Here is a 17,141-nt window from a genome sequence, read left to right on the forward strand (position 1 = left end):
TCAGGGAGGGCCGAACGTCTCCTCCAGGAACTGGCGCATGAAGGCGGGACGCCGCGCGGCGGTGTCCCGCATCCGCTCGAGGCTCCCCTCCCACTCCGTCAGCGAGGCGGGATAGCTCCAGCGCTGGATGTGCTCGGCCATCTCCGGCGCCAGCTGTCCCGCCACCGCGTCGATGGCCGCGACGACGCGCTCGGGCGCGAAGGTGTGGTCCAGGTGCCAGCGGAAGCGCGCGGCGAACCGCGCCCGGAAGTCCGGTGACGCCATCAGCTTGCGAGGCAGCACCACGGAAGGCTCCGACAACGACGGTTCCGACAGCAGCCGCGTCAGCGTGTCGTCCTCGGGGCCCGTGAGCAGCGCCGAGTCCAGGTCGTACACCATCCAGCGCCAGCGCCCGTCCTGCGCCGCGGGCGCGCCCGCCACGAGCTTGCCGCTGTACCGCCACATCCGGACGTTGTTGTCCGGCCAGTCCGTGTTCGCGAAGTAGATCTCCGCGATGAGGTAGTCGATGAAGTCGTCCACGTCCACGCGGGCCTGGACGTAGGCATACGACGCCGGCACCGCGAGGTCGTGGGTGCGCACGTATTCGAGCAGGTCCTGGTACGCCTGCGCGTCGCTCTCCGCGCCCACGTCCAGCAGGCCGCCCGCGCCCTCCAAAATGGTGACCTTCTTGCGGTCCACCGCGTAGTGCCCGCTCAGGTAGTACTCGTCATAGCGCTCGCGCAGCTCATGCAGGCCCCAGTACTCGCCGTTGATGAACACCAGCGCGGGGCGGCACGCCTGGAGCGTCAGCGCCGTCTCGCGCAAGAGCCCCTGGAGCACGCAGTCCTTCAGCTTCGTGGCGACCTGGTCCTGCCCCGACGTGCGCAAGAGCAGCCGCTTGAAGTCCCGCACGTTCAGGCCCGGAAACAGCGCGCCGGAGAACCACTCCGGGCCGTAGTCCTCCTTCGCGTACAGGCGCAGGCTCTTCTGCGCCAGCACCGCGCTGCCTGACCCGTGGATGCGCACGCCCGCCGGCTGCGCGAGCCCGGGCGCGCCATCCGCCTCGAACCACTCGACGGAGACGGGCCGCTCCCAGTCCTTGCCGTCCTGCATGTAGTTGCCCGTGTTCCAGCTCAGCGAGCCGTCCTCGGGAGAGTCCTGGTGCAGGTTCCCCGGCACGTAGATGCCCATGGCGTCGCCGAACAGGTTCGCGGCCTCCGTCACCAGCGAGACCACCGGCAGCGTGTACGGCTCGCGGCCCAGCAGGTACGTGCGCGTCCAACCCGGGCCCACGGGCGTCGCTCCGTCGAACGCCTGCGCGCGGATGACGTGGGCCAGCGACACCGACCCTTGAGGTGCCTTCCAGCCCCAGTTGTCCGGTGCCTCCGGCGCCGTGGTCGGGATGGCGGAGAGGGGCGCGGTGCCCTGGCGCCCCAGCAGCACGAGCGGCCCCGAGTACAGCGGCGACGCCGGCGTTGGCACCGAGCCATCCACCGTGTAGCGCGTCGTCGTGGTGGCCGAGGTGGGCAGCGTCAGCAGCGTCTCGGGCTGGTACAGGCTCGCCGCGTCCAGGAGGTCCAACGGACGCAGCTCCACGTGGGCACGGCCCACCTCACCCGAGACGTGCGAGGCCACCACCTCCACCTCGCGGGCGCTCACGTCGGGCCACCACGGCAGGCTCCACTGCCCACCCTCCACGTCCGCCCGCCCCAGGCGCACGCTGTCCACGAAGACCTCCACCGTCAGCGCGCCCACGTCGCCGCGCACGGCGCCCCACAAGACGTGCCGCGCGTTGTCCATCCCCTCCAAGGTCACCGCGGGCAGCTCCTGCTCGACCCGGCCCTCGTCCGCCGACTCCACCATCGGAGGCGAGCCGTGGCAGGCGGACAGCCACAGCCCCAGACACGCCAGCAAGGCTGGCGAACGCACCGCACGCAACGGGAGCCCAGGAGGAGAGAACGAGGAGCGCATCCGTTCCCTCTACAGCAGATAGTTTGTGTTCACACCACCTAGTTCGAGGGGGCGCTCGCACCCTCGTCCGGCCATGAACTCCCGAGGGGACGGAGCCCCGGCGTGGAGGGCGGGCGGTGTCTAGAATGCCGCGATGTCCACCCGAGAACCCACCCCGCCCGACCTCCTCGCGCCTGACCTCGGGAACGAGGATCCAGCGGTGGTGACGGCGAGGCTGGAGGCCACGCCCGCCTCCGAGGTGAGCGCGCGGGAGCTGGTGGAGTGGCTGGGAGACCCCCACGAACCACTCCGCGAACTGGCGCGCCGTCGCCTGCGGGAGCGGAAGGACCTGGACGCGCTCCGGCTCGCGCTGCGCTGGCTGGATGAGCCTCGGGTGCCCCACGCCGCGCAGGCCGCCTATTCCCTGATGGAGCGCGCGCCCGTGGAGGACGTGGTGCTCGCCACGCGAGTGCTGGACGAGCCCCCACGCCCCGGAGCGGTGGCGTGGGCCACGCGCGTGGCGGCGCGTCGGGCCCATCCCGAGCTGCTGGCCCGGAGCCGAGCCCTCGCGCGACACCCGGAGCCCTCCATCCGTCGCGCCGCGCTGTCGGGCCTCGCCGCGGATCCCTCCAGCCGGGAGGTGCTGCTCGCCGCGCTCGAGGACCCCGAAGCGGCCGTGCGCGAGGAGGTCCTGGCCGCCTGGGAGCGAAGGCCCCCCGCGCGCGCCGCCGCCGAAGCGTTCGCCCAGGCGCTGGTGAGCTTCGCGCCGAAGGCCCGCTCCACGCGAGAGCGCCGCGCGGTGGCCACCGCCGCGGTCCTGCTGAACGATGAGGCCCTGCTCAATCAGGCCTCACGAGACGAGGACCCCTCCGTGCGCGCCGTGGCGCTGGCGGCGAGAGCCCGACACGGGAACCTCTCCGCCGAGGAGCGCGCCCAGGCCGAACGCGACGAGGATCCCTGGATCCGCCTGGCGGTGTTGGACCTCGCCAGCGCTCGGCGGGCCTGCGTGGAAGACCTCGACCCGAGCGTCCGGCGCGCCGCGCTCGACCTCTGGGTCGCCTGGAATCGCGAGCCCTCCGACGACGACTCACCCGAGTCGCAAGACGTGGCGCTCGCCTGCGCGCAATCACCGGACCCGTGGGTGCGTGCCCGCGCGTGCGACCTGCTCGACCCCGCCCGAGCGCCGGAGGAGCTGCACGTGCTGCTGCGGCTGACGCACGACACCTCGCCCATGGCGCGCGCCGCCGCGGCCTCCGTGCTGGAGTCGTGCGACACGCTCGACGCGCGCCTCGACACGGTGGAGGCCGCTGACCTCCAGCCCGCCGTCTGGACCTGGCGCCTGCGCCACGCCGATGACGCCGCCCTTCAACGCCTGAGCGCCGCACTGGACAGCGCCGCCTCGACGGACGCCCTCACCGCGCACCTCGAAGCCCTCACGCTCGTCTTCCCCGACGACGCCCTCGCCGCCGCGCCGTCCGTCGCGCGCCACCGCCCCACGCCCGCGCCCAAGCGCCCGCGAGCCCCCGCGACGCCTCGCCCCCGGCCCGAAGCCCACTCCTCGTCGCGCCCCCTCGGCACCACCGGCCTGCGCGTCTCGCCGCTCGTGCTCTCGGGCGCGAACCTCACCACGCCCGAGCCCTTCTTCGAGGCCCGGGACGCGGGCGTGAACGCCTTCTTCTGGGAGCCCCGCTACACCGCCCTCACGCGGTTCCTCCGCGCCCAGCGCGACCGGAGGAACGAGTTGGTGGTGGTCGCCGGCACGTACCACGCGGGAGAGGCCGCCCTCCGCCGCGATGTGGAGTCCGCGCTGCGGCGGCTGCGCACGACGTCCCTGGATGTCTTCCTGCTGTTCTGGGTTCGTTCGCCGGAGCGCCTCTCCGACGAAGACTTCGCGGCGCTGGAGCGGCTGCGCGCCGAGGGGAAGGTCCGCGCGTTCGGCTTCTCCACGCACCTGCGCGACCTGGCGCGCGAGGCCCTCCACCGCGCGCCCTGGCCCGTCGTGATGACCCGGCACAGCGCCGCGCACCCCGGCGCGGAGGCCGCGTTCCTGCCCGAGGCCCAGGCCCGAGGCACCGGCGTGCTCACCTTCAGCACCACCTGCTACGGCCGCCTGCTGCGCCCCACGCCCGAAGTCACACCCGACGCGGTGCTGCCCTCGGCGGTGGACTGCTACCGCTACTCCCTCTCGCAGCCCGGCGTGAGCGCCAGCCTCACCGCGCCGCGAAGCTGGAGCGAGCTGCGGCACAACCTGGAGGTGCTCGCCCGCCCGAGGATGGAACCCGACGCCCTGCCTGCCATGCGGGCCCATGGGGAGCGCGTGAGAGCCCGCGAGCGAGAGCTGGACGCACGGGTGCGCCGAGCGCCAGGCGGCCCGCGCGATGCCCTGCTCGCCCTGCTGGAAGAGGGCGAAGGGGTGTGATGGAATCCGGGGCGCTCCTGGGGCCGCGTGCAGCCAGCCTTCCGTCCGCGATGTCACGTCGCGGCTGCCGTTGATTCCCATTGAAGAATGACGCGGTACGAGGTCCGCCTTGCGGGCTTCCTCGACCTCGTCCGCCTCTGCCGTGCAGGTGGCGGCGGTCCCAGGAGCCGCGGTTTCCCGCCCTGGAGCCCTGGCACATGAACCTGGTTGGCCTCCTCCTGGAGCTCAAGCCACTGATGAAGGACCCCGAGGCCAGCTTCGACGCCATCGTCGAGCTGCTCGAGCGAAACCAGGGTCTCGCCGAGTACGAGGTGGCCCGCTTCTTCGTCGCGCGCGCCTGGAAGGACCCGGTCGAAGGCCGCGTGCGAAGCCCGGACGCGCGTGAGCGCCTGCGGGCCGCGCGCCTGATTCCCCTCTTGTTCGATCGCACCAGCGCCGCGCGGCTCGTGCGCCGGATGGTGAAGGATGCGGACGCGCGGGTGTCGGCGTCGGCGAGAGCCGCGGTGCGCAAGCTGGGGCTCGCGGACGTGTCGCTCCCGGACTCGCGCGAGGAGCCGCCGAGCCACCCGAGACCCACCGCCATCGGAGGCTGGAACCCCACGGGCTGGAGCTTCGGGCTCTACCCCGAGATGACCCAGGCCGCGCGCAAGCGTCCTCCTCCCGTCACCGAGGCACTGCCCTCGCTGCGCACGCGCGAGGACGTGGCGAAGCTCCTGGGCCTGGGGACGGGCGACCTCGACGCGCTGATGCGCCCGGGAACCCAGTCGGGCTCGGGCTACGTGGAGTTCGAGGTCCCCAAGCGCTCCGGTGGTGTGCGTCGCCTGAGCGCGCCGCGCCCCAAGCTGAAGGCCGCGCAGCGCACGCTCTTGGAACAGGTGCTCGCGCGAATGCCGGCCCACCCCGCCGCGCACGGCTTCGTGTCGGGCCGCTCCACCGTCACGAACGCCGAGCCGCACGTCGGCGCCACGGTGGTGGTGCGCGTGGACCTGGAGGACTTCTTCCCCTCGGTGCACTTCCGCCGCGTGAAGGGCCTCTTCGAAGCGCATGGCTACGGCGAGGAGGTCGCGACCACGCTGGCGGGCCTCACCACCTACCGCGCGAAGCTGCCGGACGGCACGGTCGCGTGGCCCGGCGTGCTGCCACAGGGCGCGCCCACGTCTCCGACCATCGCCAACCTCGTGTGCCGCCGCATGGACGCGCGCCTCACCGCGCTGGCCGCGAAGGTCGGCGCCGCGTACACGCGCTACGCGGATGACTTGTCCTTCTCCTTCCGCCAGCCGCCCGAGCGCCTGGGCCGCTTCTTCTGGTGGGTGAACGCCATCCTCCAGCAGGAGGGCTTCGCGGAGAACGGACCCAAGCGCCGGGTGATGCGCCAGGGCGGACGCCAGCGCGTGACGGGCCTCACCGTCAACGAGCGCGTGTCCATCCCGCGCGATGAGCGCCGCCGCTTCAAGGCCATCCTGGCCAACTGCCGCAAGCACGGCGTGGACTCGCAGGCCCGAGGGCGGCCGGACTTCAAGCGCTGGCTGGAGGGCTACGCGGCCTATGTCCGCATGGTGCACCCCGAGCTGGGCGAGGCCTGGCAGCGCGAGGTGAAGGAGCTGCTCGCCACATGAGTGACGACGCGAAGTGGATCGCGCGGGTGGCCGCCGAGCCCGCGAACAACGCACTCCGGCTGGCCCACGCGCAGACGCTGCGCGAGACGGACGCGCCCCGCGCGGAGTTCATCCAGGCGCAGGTGGCGCTCACCGGCAAGCTGGACCCCGCGAGCCGCCGCACGCTGAACCGAAGGGCCGAGGCGCTCCTGGCCCACCACCACCGCGCCTGGAGCGAGCCCCTGCGCAAGCACGGCATCCAGCGCTGTGACTTCACGCGCGGCTACGTCGAGTCGCTCTCACTCTCGGAAGACCTGCTGGCGAGGCACGGCGAAGCGCTGTTCACGCACGAGCCCGTGCGACAGGTGACGCTGGAGACGCGCGATGGGAAGTCGCTCGCCGAAGCCGCGGCGCAGCCCTGGTTCGAGCAAGTCTCCTGGCTGCGCCTCCAAGGCCCAGGCGCGGAGGCCGCCGCCGAGGCATTGGCGGCCGCGCCCCACGTCGGGAAGCTGGAAGTGCTCTCCTTCCGCGCGCCATCCGAAGGAGGCGTCGCGGCCGTGGTGAAGAGCACCACGCTGACGGGCCTGCGCGTCCTCAGCCTGTCGCTGGAAGAGGCGGACCCCGAAGTGCTGGCCCAGGCGTTCGCGGGGAATCGGCTCGCCCTGAAGCGACTCTTCCTCTCCGGCGCGCGCATCGGCGACGAGGGCGCGGAAGGGCTCTCGAAGTGCAAGACCCTGGGCACGCTGGAGCAGCTCGCGTTGAACCGGAACGAGCTGAGTGACGAGGGCGCGGCGGCGCTGGCGCGGAGCAAGGGGCTGAACGCCCTGGAGCGCCTGGAGCTGTCTGGCAATGACCTGAGCGAGGAAGGCGCGCTGGCCTTCAAGTCACCCAAGGCGCTGCCCAACTTGAAACGTCTGGAGTTGAAGGAGATGGGCCTGAGCGACAGCGATGTGGAGCCGCTGCTGCGCCGGCTGGGTAAAGGCCTCAGGCTCTGAGCCCGCGCACCGGGCGAGCGAGCCTCATCCGTGCGAGCCTTGACGCTTCTTCACTTTGATTTCGTTGCGACGGGCGAGCCGCCCGTGAGTATTGGAGTCCATGGATACCGCGCTGCGCTTCGTCCTGTTCGTGCTCGTCATCGGCGTCATCACGGTGTTCTCACACATCTACCTGTACCGGCGCCTGTTCCGGGACACAGCCGAGCACGCCGGGTGGCGCCTCACGGGCAAGGTGCTGCTCGTCGGACTGTGCCTGCCGCTGATCCTCTCGTGGTTCGTGACCCGCCTGCTGCCGACCAACGCCTTGTTCTCCATGGCCACCGTGGTGTGGACCTGGATGGGCATCTCCATCTACCTCCTGCTGACGCTGGGTGCCGTGGACGGAGTGTGGGCACTCACGCGCAAACTCCAGGCGCGCAAGGCGGCGCGTGAAACGCCGGCCGCCACGCCCGCGCCGCAGGCCCCAGCCTCGGTCGACGAGGCCCGCCGCCTGTTCCTCGCCCGAGCCGGCGCGAGCGGCGCGGTGCTGGCGACCAGCGGACTGGTGGGCTACGGCTCGTGGCGCGCGTTCCACCCGCCCGTGGTGAGCGAAGTGGCGGTGCGGCTGCCAGGACTGCCCAAGGCGCTGGATGGCTTCACGCTCGTCCACCTCAGCGACATCCACGTGGGCCCCATCATCGAGCGGCGGTTCATGGATGAGCTGGTCGCGCGATGCAACGCGTTGAAGCCAGACCTGGTGGCCATCACGGGCGACCTGGTGGATGGCACGGTGTCGGGCCTGGGGCCGGCGGTCTCCGCGCTGACCAACCTGCGCTCACGGGCGGGCACCTACTTCGTCACCGGCAACCACGAGTACTACTGGAACGCGGACGCCTGGGCCCAAGCGCTGGAAGGCATGGGCATCGGCGCGCTGCGCAACCGCCACGTGCGGATTGGAGACGCGGCGGCCTCGTTCGACCTCGTGGGCGTGGATGACTGGTCCGCGCGAAACCGAGGCGGCGCGCGAGGCTATGACCTGGACGCGGCCACCGCGGGACGAGACCCCTCGCGGGCCTCGGTCCTCCTGGCGCATCAGCCCTCCAACTGGGCCGAGGCCGCCCAGGCAGGGATGGGATTGCAGCTCTCCGGGCATACCCACGGAGGCCAATTCTTCCCATTCACGCTCGCGGTCGCGGCCATCTGGCGTCACGACCAGGGCCACTTCCAGCAGGGCGAGAATCACCTCTACGTGAGCCGGGGCACGGGCTTCTGGGGTCCGCCGCTGCGCGTGGGCGCGCCGCCGGAAATCGTGAAGGTGACGCTGCTCGCCTGAGGTGTAGGCTTGACCAGTGAATGAATAAGGAACCGGCGAAGCGTGAGATCAAGCAGGAGCGCGCAGCGCGGACGCGGCTCGAGATTCTCGAAGCCGCCATCACGTTGTTCGCGCGACGCGGTTACCTGGCGACGACGATGGCGGACCTCGCCCGCGCCATCCGGATGACGCCCGGCGCGCTCTACTGGCACTTCCCCACGAAGGAGGACCTGCTGCTGGCCGCCATCGCGGACTTGCACGAGCGCTACCTGCGCGAGTTCGTGGACCTGCTCACCGAGCACCGCAAGCTGCCTGCGCGCGAGCAACTCCTGGCATTCATGCGCCGCACCACGCACTTCCTGGGGCAGCATCGCGAGTACGGCATCTTCTTCAGCCTGGTGGCCGCCGAGTCCGCCGAGTCCAACGACCGCGTCGCCGAAGCCATCCGCGAGAAGATCGCCCTCTACGTGGAAGTGCTCGCGGGCATCCTGCGCTACGGCCAGCGGACGCAAGAGTTCCGCACCGACATGGAGCCGCAGCATCTGGCGCACACGCTGATGGGCAGCTACCTGGGGCTCCTGCTGCACCAGAACCTGTTTCGCACCAGCGTGGACTACAACCCTGTCATGGCCGCGCTGGATGGACTCGTCGCATCGGGCCTGCCGCCCACACCCACCGGGTCCTGAGCCGCTCTGGCTCTCCCGAATCAGCACGTTTTCCAACATTTGGTAGGCTATCGCGCGGTCGGTCCTGGGATGGGGGTCCCACGCGATGCCGCTCGTGCCAGATGGTTACGGGGAGTTCATTGTCATCAAGAGTCGACCGGGGCATCCCCTGGGGCGGCTGAGCAGCGCGGAATACCGAAACATCTATCAGAACATCCTGCATCCCCATTCCCCGTTCCATGTGGTGCATCAGCACCGGCTGAACGTGGCGAACGGGGTGATGCTCGAGGGGCAAGCCTTCACGGCGGTGGAGCAGTCGGTGCGCAACCGCGCGACCACGGTGCAGCAGCAGCTCACCAACCGGAACGCCACGATTCACCCCCATGTCTACGGGCTCATCTTCATCCCGCGGACGCTCTACGAGGTCATGTACCTCAACGCGCTGATGGAGCAGGAGGAGACGCTCGCGGCGTTCAACCAGTGGGACCTGGAGCCGATGGCGCAGTACGAGGCGGCCATCGTGGACCCGGCCGTCAACCTGGCGGCGGAGAACGTGAACTGCTCGCTCGGGATGAACGTGCTCATCACCGACAAGCTGCGCCCCCTGCTGACGGTGCACGAGCAGCACTTCCCGCTGTCGGGCGCGCAAATCTGGAGATTGGCGAACCCCGAGCTGGCGCTGTTCCGAGCCCACGTCCTGCGCGCGGGAGCGCGGCAGTCCGGGTTCCGGTACTTGAACCCCGCGAACGTGGCGAGCCAGATATCGCTGGGTCAGCGGCTCAACGGGAACAACCCCATCCGCACGAGGGTGGACATCCTCATCCGGAGCTTGCGGGCAGCGATGCGGGTGGAGATGGAGAGCGCGGGGAGGCTCTTGCTCTACCGAGGCACCGACCACGACGTGGACTCGCTGGTGGGGAGCGGCGGGTTCCCCATCTCCTTCAACACGAGCCTGTTCGCGACGTTGGTGTACGACCCGAACTTCAACACCTCGACGCCGGCGTTCATGTTGGAGAATCAGCGGACAGGGTACTGCGTGCCCATTCCCTATCAAGACATGGTGCGCGCGAGGTTTCCGTTCCATGTCCCGCTGGGGAACACGCTGAAGCAGTTGCACGGACATGACCAGCCGTCCCATGCGTGGACCAAGACGACGGCGGCCTATTACAACAACCACCTGGGCGGGATGCTGCCGGGGGCCTTTCCAGCCACGTCGCACTTGCATCACATGCAGTACCACGTGAACAACTTGCAGACGTTGAACACGGAGTTCCAGAACAACTACGTGTTGCGCAAGCGGGTCATCTACAAGTGGAACGTGCCGGACCCGGAGGTTTCGAGTCGGAACCTGATGTGCAATGTCTGCGATGCGGTGCACGGCCGGTTCCCGTCTCTCGCGAGGCGCTGGCACATCTGCGACACGTGCAGCGCCATCTACTGCTGGTCCTGCGGCTTCCAACTGCGCCTGTACCGCTTCCAGGACGCGGACGAAGTCATGGATGCCATGGCCCGCGACTATTCAAACCCCGGAGTCCGAGCCTGCCGTTCCTGCGAAGGAACCACCCGACTGTTCAGCTGACCGGACCCGGAGGAGAAGAAGGAGGTGCCACCGTCGGGGCCCGAGCCCGCCAGGCCACACGGACCTCATAGAGCCCGAGGGCCAACAATCCACCGGTGCACAGGACGAAGATGCCCGCGCCGTCGACGGAGATGGGTCCATTGAGGAGCAGGGCGCGGATGGACCCGGCCAGGAAGAAGAGCAACCCCGCGACGCCGACACACGCTTGCACTGCCCCGGTGAAGAGCCCCAGGGCAATGGGAACGCGGCGTTGGGCCTTGGACTGGTTGAGCCCCAGGAAGACCAACCCCAGGACGACCACCGCGACCACGACATTCGCGATGAGAATCTCGCGCAAGTCCGCGTCGGGGTCCTCCACTGCCCTCCCTGCCCAGGCGGGCGATGCCACCAGAAGACTGGTGGCACCGAGCAGCCCGCGAAGCCCTGACTGCCGGACTGAAAGAAGACGCGTGGACCAGTCGAACGGAGCCATGCGCCCAAGCATACTCTAGCTGCTCAGCCAAGCGACCGGGGGCGTCATGGGGCACCCAGTGCGCGGGCCAACGCGCCAACAAGAGGAGCGTTGCCCATTCTCTCACGCCATTGCGCCAGGTAGTCCAACGCGGACATCTTCATCCACCCGGCCTGCCTGGGATTGGCACCTCGACTCACCAGCATTGCAACCATCGCGACATCCAAATCATCCAAGCTCCTTTTCCGGAGCGGAAGGTTGATGGCCGGATCGCCAATCCGCTCTTCGTTCCGGGCGTTCACGTCAGCACCCGCGTCGAGAAGGATTCGAGCCACCTCCAGGTCGCGATTATCTACCGCGCACATGAGGGGAGTCTGTTCACAGTCATCAAACGTGTTCAGCCTGGACCTACCATCAGCCTGAAGCAGCGCATTGAGGACAGGGACAAAGTGCACCTTCGCCGCTTGATGGACCGATGAGCCAAGTCCTCGACCCGACTCACAAGCGGTCCTTGCCCCGAGTCGGAGCAGACAGTCCACGCGACGGAGGGACTCATCCAGTCCGGCCTCTTCCGAAATGGCCAACGTCAATGCGGTGACCCCGTCGAAAGAGGCATTCACGTCGGCGCCGTTCCGCACAAGCGACTCGGCAGCCTCGAGATCGCCCGACTCAATCGCCATGCAAAGGGGGTCGTTGGCTGGAGAACGCATCGAACACGTACCAAGGTGGAGAGAAGAAACGAAGCTGATCAGCCGACCGGTCCAGGGCGAAGCGTGGCCAGAACCCTCGCACGGTTGTGGGGAGCCAGCCCCGAGAGCGTGAGGGTTCCCGAGTGGAATCCCGAGTACCGAATTCGGAGGCTGTCATTCTCCTCCACGACTTCGTCAGCTTGGACACGAGCCGTGAAGAGCCCAATCTTCGTTGTCTGCTCGCCCGGACGGTCCAACTGAAGTCCCCCTCCCGACCGGCGCAGAAAGAGAGAGCCCGGAGCCAGATAGAAAGTGGCGCCTGACGCTCTTCGCGAAGAAAACAGGGTTCTCACCACGTACGCACACGGAGACACCTCTTTGGCCGAAAGCCGAGACAAGTCTCGTGCGAGGCGTCGCTCGCTCATCCACAAGCCCGTGAGCCACAAGACCACGAGGACTGGAGCCCAAAGCCAGCTGAATGTCATGAGACCCTCCCTCTCCACGGACAACGGCTGACCACTCGCAGCCCACCATGGTCCGCACTTCGCGGCCCGTTTAACGCAAAAGGGCCCTCGCCTCCACACATCGAGGCGAGGGCCCGGACTTCAAGACTTCAGGATGCGGCTACGGCTGCTCCGTCGCACTCGCGGAGTTCTGCGGGTCTCTCGCCGCGCGCGTGACGAAGTCATTCTTGTTGTTGTCCGTGTCGCTGCCGTTCCCCTTGAGGGCGTCTGCACCACCGGTCCCCATGCTCGAAGACGTGGAGCTGGGGTTCGCCTTGCGCTCGATGCTGCCGCCCCTGGACGGCGACGGCGCAGCCTCGGTCTCGGAAACCACGCGTCCCGTTCCGTAGCCCACGACGTCGACAACGCCCGTGGTCACCGTGGGGTCGACCGTCACCGTCGAGTTGCCCAGACGCAGGTTGCCCGACGTGCCAGAGATATCCGTCGAGCCCCAGGACATGTCCGCGGCCACCGCGGGCGTGCCGGCCGTGTACCCATCATTCGAGATCAGGAAGTAGCCGTGGGCCTTGATCGTCTTGCCCGCGCCAATCGTCGTGAGGACCGTGTAGTTGACCGTCGTGCTGGTCGTGCTGGCCGTGCGGTACTGCAGCTTCCAACCGCTGATGTCGATGTCGACATCGTTCGGGTTGTACAGCTCGACGAAGTCATCCGCGTTCACGGTCAGTCCCGCGCCAGAGACCTCGCTGATGACCACGTGGCCCATGGGAACCGGGACCACCACGGTGATGGCCGACGACTTCGTCACTCCGTCGTAGGTCGCGGTCAGCGAACCCGTCGCAGCCGCAGCCGCGGCCTTGAACGTCACCGTCGCGGTCAGGCTGCCCTCGGGGATGGTCACCGACGTCGTCGTGTCCGGAACAAACGTCCCCAGGCCCGTCCCCAGCGTCAGCTCCACGCTGACACCACCCACCGGGGCCTTGCGGTCCAGCGACACCGTGAACACCTGCGTCGCTCCCGTGTTCACCGACACCGTCGCAGGCGAGATGCTCGCGAGCTTCGCCGGCGGCGGAATCACCGTGACCGCCGTGGTGCGCGTCACGCCATTGAGCGAGGCCGTCACGCTTCCGGTCCCCTCACCCGCCGCGTTCGCGGTGAAGGTGAAGGTCGCCGTCGTCTCGCCTGCATTCACCGTGACCGCCTGCGTATCCAGCGCACCGAAGGGCGCGCCACCCGCGGGTGCAACCGCCGCCACCTGCACCTGGATCGGCGCAGCCGGCGCCGGCGTCACCGTCACGGTGAACACCTGCGTGGCCCCCGCGTTCAGCGTCACCGCACTCGACGGAGTGATGGACACCAGCCGCGTCGCGTCCTGGAGCACCGTCACGTCCGCCGTCGCCGAGCCTCCACCCAGCGCGGCCGTCACCTGACCCGCCGTCACCGTCGTGGTCTCGTCCGTCGTGAAGCTGAACGTCGCGCTCGTCACGTTCTTCGCGATGGTGGTCGGGGCGAACGTCCCGAAGTCCGTGGCGGGCGAAGACGTCAGAGCCAGCACCGCGCCAGCCGGGGCCGGCCGATCCAACGACACCGTGAACGACACCGTGCCACCGGGCGCGACCGACACCGTCGTCGGCGAGATGCCCGTCACCACAGGCGTCTCGTTCGTCCCCAGAACCCGGAGGTTCGTGGTGAGCGAAGAGGCCCCCGAGGTCGCCGTCAGCGTGACGCTCGCGGCCTGAGCAGCCGCCGTCACCGGCACCGTCACGCTCGTCTGTCCCGCCGGAATGACCACCTGCCCACCGGTCACGCTCAGCACGTTCGAGTCGCTCGACGTCACAGACACCGTCACGTCCACCGGATACGTGGCGGCCATCGTCACCGTCAGCGCCTGCGGGAACGCCGCCGTGTCGCCCACACGCGCGAACCCACCCGACGTGAAGGCCGTCAGCGCGGGCAACACCCCCTGCATGTCCGCCGCGCCACGCGGCACCAGCTTGGAGTTGCTGAAGGTGTACGTCAGCACGCCGCGCAGGGCCCGGTAGAACGTGCCCGTCGTCTGCGTGGGGTACGCGAAGGCCTGGTCATCCACCATCAGGCCCGTCTTGGTCGGATCGCCCGCGTGGTTCTCATCGACGATGAACTCACGCTTCGCGTTCTCGGGACCGGTCGTCCAGAGGTCACGGACCTCCAGCACCACGCCCTCCAACTCCTGCGCGCGCGGTCCGCCCGTGCGCACCGCGTCCGTGCGCACCACCACCGGCGTGGGCGCGGGGTTGAGGCTGCTCAGCTTCGTCACCTTGACGTTCGTCAACTCAAGCAGGCCGAAGTAGTCCTTCAGCACGCCCTCGGTGATGTTGATGCGGTCGCCCACCGCGACGTCCGCCTTCAAGCCGTACACGAACAGGCCCGAGTTCTCCGGACCCTTGCCCGCGGGCGGGTTGGCCACCTGCACCCAGTAGCCGCTCGTCGCCGTGACATCCACCGCGGTGACGATGACGTCGGACACCGCCAGCTTGAGACCCACGAGCGAGCCCGAGCCCGTGCGCGGCGCAGTCTTCACGTCGTAGACCGTCAGCGCACACGCGATACCGCCCGCGTTGGGCACCGGGCAGGGGTCGCACGCGTCACCCATGCCGTCACCGTCCGTGTCCTTCTGGTCCACGTTCGCCACGAACGGGCAATTGTCGGTTGCCAGGATGCCGTCGTTGTCCGCGTCCATCGGGTCATCCGTCGTGCACGCGGCGCTCGCGTCCTGCGGGCAACCATCGCAGAGGTCTCCCTTGCCGTCGCCGTCCGTGTCCTTCTGGTCCGCGTTGGACACGAACGGGCAGTTGTCCCGCCACGTCGGCACGCCGTCCGCGTCGTCGTCGTCCAGCGCATGACTCGGCTGGCAGGTGGTGACGTTGGCCGCCAGCGGGCACGGGTCACACGCATCGCCCACGCCATCGCCGTCCGTGTCCGCCTGCGCGCCGTTGTCCATCGGGCGCACCGGGTTGAACACGGTGGGGCAGTTGTCGCTGCTGCTCGGAATGCCGTCCGCATCCGGGTCATCCGCGCGCACTTCGCTGGAGTAGATAGTGGAACCAGCCTGAGAGGCATTGGGCCACGAGGCGCCCTGCGAATCGCGACGCGGCTCGCACACCGGCTCATCCTTGGGCGTGCCACCGCACGCGAACAGCGGATAGGCATTGGCCGTGTCCGGCGACGCCTGCAGGCCCGCCAGGTCCTTGCCAATCTCAGACGTGAGGCACACCGACTTCGCCGTGCCGCACACATCCAGCGCGTCACACGTGTCCGCGCCCTTCAGCCCGTTCATCAGCGTCTGGTCACCGTAGAGCGGCTTGCCGCCACGCATGGTCAGCACCACGTCCTCGGCGTTCGCCGTCACCACCGCGCGGTGCGGACGGCCGTAGAACACGCGCAGGCGGTAGATGGCCAGGTCCGCCAGCTTGCCCGGCGCGATGCGACCCACCTTCTCGAAGACATCCGTCACGTCGGCGGCGTTCGCCGTCACCATGCGCCAGAGCTGCTCGTCGGTGAACTCGTGCGCGTAGCGCGAGCTGTTGAGGTAGTCCGCGCACTGCAGCTCGCGCAGCAGGTTCATGGAGCCGGACTTCAGCCAGTCCGTGCCCAGCGCGATGCTCACTCCCAGGTGCTTGTACGCCGTCACCATCGCCGTATCGCCGTACAGCGACACGTTGGAGCGCGGCGACCAGATGAGCCCGGTGCCGTGCTCGGCCATCGCGGCGATCTCCTTCGCCGTGAGGCCCACGCCGTGGATGATGGCCGTGCGGCCGAACAGCACGCTGTTGTTGCCCTGCGACACGCAGCGGAACTCGTTGAGCGCCGTCATGCCGATGCCCTCGGAGACGTGCGGCAGGTACGCCGACGTCTTCGGCAGGCCGCTGGACACAGGCAGCGAGGAGTAGCTGCACCCACTCGTCAGCGTCGTGCCGGAGCTGTCACCCAGCGGGAAGGTGTCCGAGTCCGCGTAGCCCTCACCCAGGCCCTCCTGCTGCGCCACCGAGGAGACGTCCAGGTTACGCAAGAGGCCCGGCTGGCCGCCCGCGCCCGCGATGGACGTGGTGCCGGACATCATCTGCCGCAGCTCCTGCCAGCGGATCATGTCCGCCTTGACGTTGGACGGGTTGAGAATCTTCGTGTGGCTGTTGGCGCCCGTGCGCCAGTCATGCCGGTGCTCGTACCGCTCGGCGGTGCCCGCCGACGGCGCGCCCGGGAAGGTGATGTGCTCGTGCGGATTGATGAGGCCCGGGGAGATGACGCCGCGGGGGCACGACACCTGCGTGGCCTCGGCGGCGCCCGCGGCGGCCGAGCAGTCACACGCGGAGCACTGGATGACGCCCTGCGCGTCCACCAGCACCTGGCCGCCCATCAGCGTCTCGCCGTCCTTGAGCACCACGCCGGTGAAGAGGCGCGCGCCGTTGCCTGCCTTCGTCACCGCACACGTGGCGTCGCCCGACAGCGGAGCCGCAGACGCGCCCGGGCACACCGTGGCGGACGAGGCCGCCGGCGTGAGCTTGCAGTTCGCCTCGCAGCCGTCGCCGTCCACCACGTTGCCGTCGTCACACAGCTCGCCCGTCTCCACGCGGCCGTTGCCGCACACCGCGAAGCCCGGCGTCACCGTGCAGTCCGTCTCGCAGCCGTCGCCGTTCACCCGGTTGCCGTCGTCGCACTGCTCGCCGGTCTCCGTAACGTGATTGCCACATTGGGCCGCACCCGGCGTCGTACAGTTCGCCTCGCAGCCATCGCCCCCCGTGGTGTTCCCGTCATCACACTGCTCGCCGTCCTCCTTCTTCCCGTTGCCACAGACAGCTGAGGCGCACTGCTCACCGTCCTTGCACTTGTCATCGTCACCGCAAGCGGTGCTTAGGAGTAGGACCGCGCTGAGCGCGATCAGCAGATAGCGGGGGGTGATGCGCATGAAGCCTCCCGACACGGGGCCGAGCTTTGATGGAAGAGACCCGTCCTCTTTCACGTGAAATGGTTGGGCCGTGAAACATTTCAGCGACACCTGACGGCCTAAGTCCACCCACCCAGCGACGAATC

10 protein-coding genes are annotated in these 17,141 nt (G+C 69.0%); 6 read left to right on the forward strand and 4 right to left on the reverse strand.

What is annotated here, in order from left to right; genetic code table 11:
- Complete coding sequence (locus JGU66_12140) at positions 1–1,950, reverse strand: CotH kinase family protein (GenBank protein ID MBJ6761518.1); 1,950 nt, start codon at positions 1,948–1,950, stop codon at positions 1–3.
- Positions 1,951–2,083: 133 nt separating this feature from the next.
- Here JGU66_12140 and JGU66_12145 point away from each other — a divergent pair, with 133 nt between their 5' ends.
- The 6 genes from JGU66_12145 to JGU66_12170 all read left to right on the forward strand — a co-directional run bounded on the left by JGU66_12145 (position 2,084) and on the right by JGU66_12170 (position 10,473).
- The gene (locus JGU66_12145) at positions 2,084–4,348 is read left to right on the forward strand and encodes an aldo/keto reductase (protein MBJ6761519.1); all 2,265 of its coding nucleotides are present in this window, start codon (positions 2,084–2,086) and stop codon (positions 4,346–4,348) included.
- 197 nt (positions 4,349–4,545) lie between these two features.
- The gene (locus JGU66_12150; protein MBJ6761520.1) at positions 4,546–5,964 is read left to right on the forward strand and encodes an RNA-directed DNA polymerase; all 1,419 of its coding nucleotides are present in this window, start codon (positions 4,546–4,548) and stop codon (positions 5,962–5,964) included.
- Complete coding sequence (locus tag JGU66_12155) at positions 5,961–6,938, forward strand: hypothetical protein (protein MBJ6761521.1); 978 nt, start codon at positions 5,961–5,963, stop codon at positions 6,936–6,938. Before JGU66_12150 ends, JGU66_12155 begins: the two co-directional genes overlap by 4 nt.
- Before the next feature lie 100 nt (positions 6,939–7,038).
- Positions 7,039–8,250, forward strand: coding sequence for a metallophosphoesterase (locus JGU66_12160; protein ID MBJ6761522.1), 1,212 nt, complete (start codon positions 7,039–7,041; stop codon positions 8,248–8,250).
- Positions 8,251–8,270: 20 nt separating this feature from the next.
- Positions 8,271–8,915, forward strand: coding sequence for a TetR/AcrR family transcriptional regulator (locus tag JGU66_12165; protein MBJ6761523.1), 645 nt, complete (start codon positions 8,271–8,273; stop codon positions 8,913–8,915).
- 85 nt (positions 8,916–9,000) lie between these two features.
- On the forward strand, positions 9,001–10,473 hold the full coding sequence (locus JGU66_12170) for a hypothetical protein (GenBank protein ID MBJ6761524.1): 1,473 nt from the start codon (positions 9,001–9,003) through the stop codon (positions 10,471–10,473).
- On the opposite strand, the gene JGU66_12175 is transcribed toward JGU66_12170, so the two are convergent.
- The 3 genes from JGU66_12175 to JGU66_12185 form a co-directional block, all read right to left on the reverse strand.
- Positions 10,466–10,831 carry a hypothetical protein gene (locus JGU66_12175; GenBank protein MBJ6761525.1) on the reverse strand — a complete coding sequence of 122 codons (366 nt, stop codon included), beginning with the start codon at positions 10,829–10,831 and terminating at the stop codon, positions 10,466–10,468. The genes JGU66_12170 and JGU66_12175 overlap by 8 nt on opposite strands.
- A gap of 158 nt (positions 10,832–10,989) precedes the next feature.
- Positions 10,990–11,604: an ankyrin repeat domain-containing protein gene (locus JGU66_12180; GenBank protein MBJ6761526.1), complete on the reverse strand. Its 615-nt coding sequence runs from the start codon at positions 11,602–11,604 to the stop codon at positions 10,990–10,992.
- A gap of 633 nt (positions 11,605–12,237) precedes the next feature.
- Positions 12,238–17,016: an amidohydrolase family protein gene (locus tag JGU66_12185; GenBank protein ID MBJ6761527.1), complete on the reverse strand. Its 4,779-nt coding sequence runs from the start codon at positions 17,014–17,016 to the stop codon at positions 12,238–12,240.
- Positions 17,017–17,141 lie beyond the last annotated feature (125 nt).

This window comes from Myxococcaceae bacterium JPH2 (assembly GCA_016458225.1).
In the GTDB taxonomy this organism is placed as follows: Bacteria; Myxococcota; Myxococcia; order Myxococcales; family Myxococcaceae; genus Citreicoccus.